Genomic DNA, 6,487 nt, shown 5'->3' with positions numbered 1-6,487 from the left:
GGTGTCATCGTTAGATGCGTGGTGTGTGACAAAAAAATCCCGGCATGTGCCGGATCTTGGATTGGAAAATTGGCTAAAGTGACGTAGGGCCGGTGCTTGGTTTTGCATGGAAAAAAGTATTTATTTCCTTGTTTAGAAAAACGTAAAAAATCAATTTTTTGTCCATTCATCCAGGTTAAAAATTTCAACCCAAAACTTTAATTATGAAAAGCTTCATAGAACGCGTTCAAATGCGATTTAAGAGCCTTTACCTAAAAAACATAGATCTCATAGTGAAAAACAGAAAACAGCTCAAAAAACGCAAATGAGAGCGAAATAAAGAGGTATTTTGACTTTAGATAGATGCATAGAGCGAGTGTCTACGAGCGAACTATCAAAATTTGCGCCTAGACCCTCTGAAAAACATTTTTTTGTCCTCTTTAGCCTAAGAAAGCGTAAGTTTCATGCAGAAATTTGCTCCTGGATCGAGCGTAGCGAGTAAAAAAGTTTTATGAGCGAAGCGAATTCCAAGTTTCTTTTGCTTTTTTTTAAAGTCACGCCAGTATTAACCAAAAAATTGCCCCAACGAACTGAGCGAAAGCGAAGTTCAATAGAGTTTGAGCGAAGCGAAAACCAAGGGCAATTTTTCATTCCCTGGGCTTTTAATTATTTTAAAGTTTTTAAATTCTTTTAAATGGCTTGAAAGCCATATGAATAAAGGGTTTTAGCTCTTATATGTCCACGTTTACCTTGCAATATGTCCACGTTTACCTTGCAATATGTCCACGTTTACCTTGCAATATGTCCACGTTTACCTTGCATTAGTACACAAATAATATTAACGTGTACTTATACACAATAAAAAAATAGTGGCTATGAGAGATTTAGTTGTAAAAGACAATGCCTTAATCAACGCAAGCTATAACTTAGACTTAGTAGAACAACGTTTAATTTTATTGGCTATTGTTGAAGCAAGGGAAAGTGGGAAAGGGATTAATGCAAATGATCCATTAGAAGTTCATGCAGATAGTTATATCAATCAATTTGGTGTACACCGTAATACAGCTTATCAAGCCTTAAAAGATGCTTGTAAGGATTTATTCGCGCGTCAATTTAGCTATCAAGAGAAAAAAGCTAATGGGAATATCCGAAATGTTATGAGTCGTTGGGTATCTCAAATTGCTTATAACGACAATGAAGCAACTGTAGACTTAATATTTGCACCTGCTGTTGTTCCCTTCATAACCCGACTGGAAGAACAATTTACTAAATATGAATTACAGCAAGTTAGTAGTCTTAGTAGCGCTTATGCCATTCGCTTATATGAGCTTCTAATTCAGTGGCGAAGCACTGGTAAAACCCCAACCATAGAACTACAAGAATTTAGAAAGAAGTTAGGCGTTCTTGATAATGAATATTTACGGATGGCTCATTTAAAAGAGCGTGTTTTAGAGCTTTCAATTAAACAAATAAATGAGCATACGGATATAACTGTAAAATATGAACAGCATAAAAGAGGACGTTCTATTTCAGGATTTTCTTTTACCTTTAAACAGAAGAAGAAGGATAGCCCATCAATAGAAAGAGATCCGAACACTTTGGAGCTTTTTTCAAAGATGACCGATGCTCAACGGCATATGTTTGCAAATAAACTTTCAGAACTCCCTGAAATGGGTCGCTATTCACAAGGAACAGAAAGCTACCAACAGTTTGCTGTACGTATTGCTGAGATGCTACAAGATCCCGCTCAATTCAAAGAGCTATACCCATACCTAAAAAAAGTGGGATACATGCCATCAAATAAAAAGGACACCGTAAATGGCTAAGTTATCACTAAGTGAAGTATCTAAAAAATTTCATGTGGATAGATCAACCATTTACAGAGCTGTACGTAATGGACGTTTATCACGCTCCAGTGATGGACAATTCGATCTAGCAGAGGTCATACGATGCTTTGGAGAACCTGAGCAAACATCTCAAAAAATTGAATCATCTAAGCAAGAAGGTGATGAATCTACAAAAAAACTTATTGCCCATTTAGAAAATGAAGTCAAAAAATACCAAGAACGTGAAGAACGGTTAATGCAACAAATTGACCGTATGCAAACACTCATTGAGCTGAAAAGTGTTGCACCTGCCACAGCAGCACCACACCAAGATGCTACGGCATGCGACACCAAGATGCCACAGCATGCGACAACACAACAAGACACTGATAACAAAAAGAATAATGAATTAAATATTGCAGAAAATGTAGCAGTGCCACAGCAAGAAACTACGGCATACCACACCCAAACGCTACAGCATGCCACGTTGCAAAGTGTGGCAGTGCCACAACACAAAAAACGTGGTTTATTTGGCCGTGTGCTGAATGCCGTCTTTGATAATGACTGAGCAATAAGGGTGAAAGATCATGCCGAAACTGAAAGACATTGCCCTGGGAATTATTGTAGCTCCGCTGCTGATCCCGATCATGCTGATTGCATCGTACCAGGATAAAAAGGCGCTGAAGAAAGAGCTGGATGAATGCCAAAAAGAAAAAGACCAGGCATCCTGATTATTCAATTGAGCTAATCAAAAGTGTGGAACATTGATGAAATAATAGCGTGGAACGTGAAAAGTCATAAAAAAAGCCCGAGCAGGGATGCTCGGGCTATAAACTAGAAACTACAGCGTTGAATTATAAGGATAATTATACAGCATTTCGTATAAGGTGTATTATGTTAATTTTAGGATTTATTGATAATTCTATTATTTTTTCTTCAACGCCATTAATAGAGCTACTCCAACAACGCTTATAGCTGCCGTTGCAAATTTGGCAATGCTTTGCCAAGCATCATTATTATCCTTATTCGTTTCTTTTACTATTTCAGCTATTCTCACATGCAAATCACCAAGCTTGAAAGTTATCTCAGCAATTAAGTGAAGAGATTCATCGCTACTAGCTTTATCTGCAATTTTTGACAGAATTTGCATTGTAGAATCTAAACTTTTTTTAATGCCATCAATACTATGATCTTGTGTAGTCTTAACTCCATCTACTATTGACTTTAAGCTATCTAAATAATCCTTTTGAAGGTCAACAATATTAGGTATTACTTTTACAAGTTCTGCTAACTGTGCAAGTGAAAAATTATCATTTTGTACTAGCTCCATAATTTTTTCGTACTCTTCTTTTGATAAATTATTAAAATCTTTAATACTTAGCTTTTCACTAATTTCCTGAATAATATTCGTCATGTAATAACCTAAAATTCTTAGTAATAATCTTTAGTTGAGAAAGATACCAAGATTTATCTTCTAATGCATTACTACAATAATATTATAAATCTAACTACTCCATTTAACATAATGGATATTATACGAAGTACACTTGTATATTAATATAAATATCAGATACTTATTCAAATCAGAAAAATTCTAAAATGACCAAAAAGCCGATTTTGAAACAAGTCGGCTTTTTTATGAGCGTTTTTGATAGTTCTTGCCAATAATTTTGTTTAAAAAGTAGTCAATTTTTCGGTTTTTCCAATGTTCTCAACTTCCCAGGATCTAAAATTATCCCCATTTCCTGCGGATAAACCTGGGACAGTTTTTAGCCGGTCTTGTACGCATTTGCTTACGTCAATTACGGCCCTTTGCGCCTGTACGACCTGGCTGCAATTTCCTATGATGGATTCATCAGGAACAGGAAGTTCCACACAATAATAAGAACATAGATACGCACAAGGACTGTAAGGTACGACAGGAGTTATACCTAAACACCCAATACGAAAAAGCCCGACAGGATGTCGGGCTTTTTTATTATCTAAACTTTTAAATCAGAGTTGGATGGGCATCCAGAATGCGAATTAAAGTCGCTGCAGGACCAGTCGGATAACGACGGCCTTGTTCCCAGTTTTGTAGGGTTCTCGCGCTGATATGCAAACGTGCAGCAAACTCTGCCTGGGTTAAGCCAGTTTTCTCACGTACTTCTTTAATATCTGGCAATTCAAGCGCTGTGACTCGGCTTGCTTTTATTTCATTGCGTTTTATGGCACCAGCTTCTTTGATTGAAGCAACCAGGTCATCAAATAAGTTGTTATCCATGAAATTGCTCCTTTACTAATTGACGTAGAATCGAGGTTTCTTTGTCTGTCAGATTATCTTTCACAGACTTTGGATAAGCGACTAGGAAAAAGATCTGATCATCCTCTGTGACCCAATAATAGATCACCCGGATACCACCACTTTTACCCTTATTACCTTGAGCACAACGTACTTTACGAATGCCACCGCCATTCTTGATTAAGTCACCTTTATTGGGCTGTACCAAGAGATCTTGCTGGAGCTGACGATACTCTTCATCACTCACAAGCTCTTTGATTTGCTTGGTAAAAATACTGGTTTCAATGAATAACATAGGTTAAAGTACGTCAATGGCGTATAAGAATTTTAGCAGTTCTAGAATAAAAAAACGAGAGCTGTAGGCTCTCGTTTCGCATAATCCGTATTATGTTAATTGTAGATAAACTTAATGTCCTCCTCCATAATATTCAATTCTATTGTTAGATATCTTAGAGACTAATTTTAAATAGTATTCTCTTATTTATATAATCTGTAGAAGTAAACTCATTATAAAATTTGGAGATATACATGGATTGGTTTTTTAGTGGATTAGGAACAGCTATAGTAACGTTTATTCTTGGCTCACTGATTGGAGGAGCTACAGGCTATAGAATAGCAATAAAGAAAAAAACTATCCGTCAGAATCAGCGAGCTGGTGATAATTCTTCACAGATACAAGTAGGTCGTGACTATAAATGATTAATTCACAAAATCAAAAAGCAGGAGATAATTCTCAACAGTTCCAAGCAACCCAGATGGTCGTTAACGTAGGTATTGATGAGAAACGAGCAAGAGAAATTTATCAAGAAATGAACTTGCAATTAAGAAAAGATTATTCTAATGAAGCATTTGAAATTGCAATATCAAGAGTTTCAGAATTTGAAAGCAAATTAATGTCTAAAATGGAAAAAGTTGAAGGAGCACTAGATGTTTTTGCTGACCCAAGTTTTCAACTACTCTTAGTTGAAGCACAAAAAACAGCTGCAGCAACTGAAAGACCTGCTGATTATGATCTTTTATCTGAACTTTTAATACACAGATTTAAAGCAGGAGAAAATAGAACTACACGAGCTGGAATTAATCGAGCAGTAGAAATAGTCGATGAGATTTCAGATGATGCTTTACTTGGTATAACCATCTACCATACTGTCATCTCAATAGTTCCTACTACCCATGATATTCTTCAAGGATTAGATACGTTAGATAACTTATTCAGTAAAATATTTTATTGCGATCTACCAACAGGAAATGAATGGCTTGACCATCTTGAGATATTAAACGCAATAAGAATTAACAACTTGATGAAATTAAATAATTTGGAAACTATATATTCTACCACTTTAAGTGAATATATAGATTTAGGTATTGCTAAAACATCTGCAAACTTTGATGAAGCACAAAAAATTATCCAAGAAAATAATATCCCGCAAAATATATTAGTAGAAAATCCATTGAATAATGATTTTGTAAGAGTGGCCGTATCAAAAAAAATGATTGATACATTATCTATGACTATAAATAACGGAAGTTTTTCTCAAAGTATTCCATTTTCACTAGATCAAAAAAACGCTGTAGAAAAACTTTATCAACTATATGATCAAGATCCTGAACAAAAACAAAAAAATTGCTCAATATTTATGGAAGAATTGAATAAAAGACCAAATCTAAAAAAATTAAGAGATTGGTGGGATAAGATAGAAATTAACTTCACACTAACTTCGGTTGGAAGCGTTTTAGCACATTCCAATCTTCAAAGATGTGATAACAAAGTACCTAACTTTAGATAAAAAATGATCTCAACTGCCTCAAGTTCACACAGCCGTCGGACAAACCCTTTAGGCTGATGGTGAACGTTGAGAGAGTTTCGGCAATACTCACCCTAAGAGTCTACAAAAACTGCACTCACCCTAAGAGCCTACAAAAACTGTTTGCTCTTAAAATATTGCCGAATACCAATTCAAGCTGACGGAGCCACGCATCGGTCGTCCACAACAGTAGGTAATTGTGCTTTCCTACATAGACTGAGATTACAATTCACACACCGCATCGACATGTTCTGAAATTCATTTAACATAAAATCTCTTATGCGAAGCCCAGGTTAATCCTGGGCTTTTTGTTCAATCTCATCATTGGCCGCAAACATGCCTGGATTAGTGAGCTTAATATTTTCCTGACAACTTCTACAAAGCATTAAGCCTGCAAAAAGCTGTACATTCTGTCCATTTCCACAAAGCGTACATGGTTTTGAAATTTGAATAATATTGTCCAAAATTAAGATTCCTTAGAAAAGTTTTGTTCCGCATAATTAGCGGCCTTAGCTTGCATACTTCTAATTTCATCTTTAGAAGCACCATTTTTCATTAACAGCCATAAAAGCATCATGTAAGTACTACTAAAATCT

The 6,487-nt window shown here is 35.7% G+C and carries 9 protein-coding genes; 5 read left to right on the top strand and 4 right to left on the bottom strand.

The annotated features are described in order from the left end of the window. Positions 1–854 precede the first annotated feature (854 nt). Genes repM through VF685_RS13760 form a run of 3 tightly spaced genes read left to right on the top strand, consistent with a single transcriptional unit; the run spans position 855 to position 2,536 of the window. Entirely contained in the window at positions 855–1,805 is a 951-nt protein-coding gene (gene repM / locus VF685_RS13770) for a replication initiation protein RepM (protein WP_001205343.1), read from the top strand. Further along, the gene (locus VF685_RS13765; protein WP_001096616.1) at positions 1,798–2,373 is read left to right on the top strand and encodes a plasmid replication DNA-binding protein; all 576 of its coding nucleotides are present in this window, start codon (positions 1,798–1,800) and stop codon (positions 2,371–2,373) included. The genes repM and VF685_RS13765 overlap by 8 nt, the downstream gene beginning before the upstream one ends. 19 nt (positions 2,374–2,392) lie before the next feature. After that, positions 2,393–2,536, top strand: coding sequence for a hypothetical protein (locus VF685_RS13760; protein WP_001125246.1), 144 nt, complete (start codon positions 2,393–2,395; stop codon positions 2,534–2,536). Between the two features lie 194 nt (positions 2,537–2,730). Here VF685_RS13760 and VF685_RS13755 read toward each other — a convergent pair whose 3' ends face one another. The 3 genes from VF685_RS13755 to VF685_RS13745 all read right to left on the bottom strand — a co-directional run bounded on the left by VF685_RS13755 (position 2,731) and on the right by VF685_RS13745 (position 4,381). Further along, positions 2,731–3,219, bottom strand: a complete 489-nt coding sequence (locus tag VF685_RS13755; RefSeq protein WP_440203674.1) for a hypothetical protein — start codon at positions 3,217–3,219, stop codon at positions 2,731–2,733. A gap of 576 nt (positions 3,220–3,795) precedes the next feature. After that, positions 3,796–4,068, bottom strand: a complete 273-nt coding sequence (gene nadS, locus VF685_RS13750) for a NadS family protein (protein WP_005108769.1) — start codon at positions 4,066–4,068, stop codon at positions 3,796–3,798. After that, positions 4,061–4,381: a type II toxin-antitoxin system RelE/ParE family toxin gene (locus VF685_RS13745; RefSeq protein WP_348907261.1), complete on the bottom strand. Its 321-nt coding sequence runs from the start codon at positions 4,379–4,381 to the stop codon at positions 4,061–4,063. The genes nadS and VF685_RS13745 overlap by 8 nt, the downstream gene beginning before the upstream one ends. Positions 4,382–4,614: 233 nt before the next feature. Here VF685_RS13745 and VF685_RS13740 point away from each other — a divergent pair, with 233 nt between their 5' ends. Continuing rightward, positions 4,615–4,785, top strand: a complete 171-nt coding sequence (locus tag VF685_RS13740) for a hypothetical protein (protein WP_440203673.1) — start codon at positions 4,615–4,617, stop codon at positions 4,783–4,785. After that, on the top strand, positions 4,782–5,873 hold the full coding sequence (locus tag VF685_RS13735; protein WP_440203672.1) for an LPO_1073/Vpar_1526 family protein: 1,092 nt from the start codon (positions 4,782–4,784) through the stop codon (positions 5,871–5,873). The genes VF685_RS13740 and VF685_RS13735 overlap by 4 nt, the downstream gene beginning before the upstream one ends. Positions 5,874–6,184: 311 nt before the next feature. Here the strand turns inward: VF685_RS13735 and VF685_RS13730 are convergent, their stop codons facing one another. After that, positions 6,185–6,355, bottom strand: coding sequence for a hypothetical protein (locus VF685_RS13730; protein ID WP_002067611.1), 171 nt, complete (start codon positions 6,353–6,355; stop codon positions 6,185–6,187). Positions 6,356–6,487 lie beyond the last annotated feature (132 nt).

This window comes from Acinetobacter sp. Brlt_5, assembly GCF_051949055.1.
Taxonomy (GTDB): domain Bacteria; phylum Pseudomonadota; class Gammaproteobacteria; order Pseudomonadales; family Moraxellaceae; genus Acinetobacter; species Acinetobacter indicus.
The sequence above is the reverse complement of the archived record's forward strand: the minus strand, read 5'-3'. Positions and strand labels throughout refer to the sequence as shown.

What these genes read in the sequence shown, in the direction of transcription:
- repM (WP_001205343.1), top strand. Translation starts at nt 855, where the DNA reads ATGAGAGATTTAGTTGTAAAAGACAATGCCTTAATCAACGCAAGCTAT.
- VF685_RS13765 (WP_001096616.1), top strand. Translation starts at nt 1,798, where the DNA reads ATGGCTAAGTTATCACTAAGTGAAGTATCTAAAAAATTTCATGTGGAT.
- VF685_RS13760 (WP_001125246.1), top strand. Translation starts at nt 2,393, where the DNA reads ATGCCGAAACTGAAAGACATTGCCCTGGGAATTATTGTAGCTCCGCTG.
- VF685_RS13755 (WP_440203674.1), bottom strand. Translation starts at nt 3,219, where the DNA reads ATGACGAATATTATTCAGGAAATTAGTGAAAAGCTAAGTATTAAAGAT.
- nadS (WP_005108769.1), bottom strand. Translation starts at nt 4,068, where the DNA reads ATGGATAACAACTTATTTGATGACCTGGTTGCTTCAATCAAAGAAGCT.
- VF685_RS13745 (WP_348907261.1), bottom strand. Translation starts at nt 4,381, where the DNA reads ATGTTATTCATTGAAACCAGTATTTTTACCAAGCAAATCAAAGAGCTT.
- VF685_RS13740 (WP_440203673.1), top strand. Translation starts at nt 4,615, where the DNA reads ATGGATTGGTTTTTTAGTGGATTAGGAACAGCTATAGTAACGTTTATT.
- VF685_RS13735 (WP_440203672.1), top strand. Translation starts at nt 4,782, where the DNA reads ATGATTAATTCACAAAATCAAAAAGCAGGAGATAATTCTCAACAGTTC.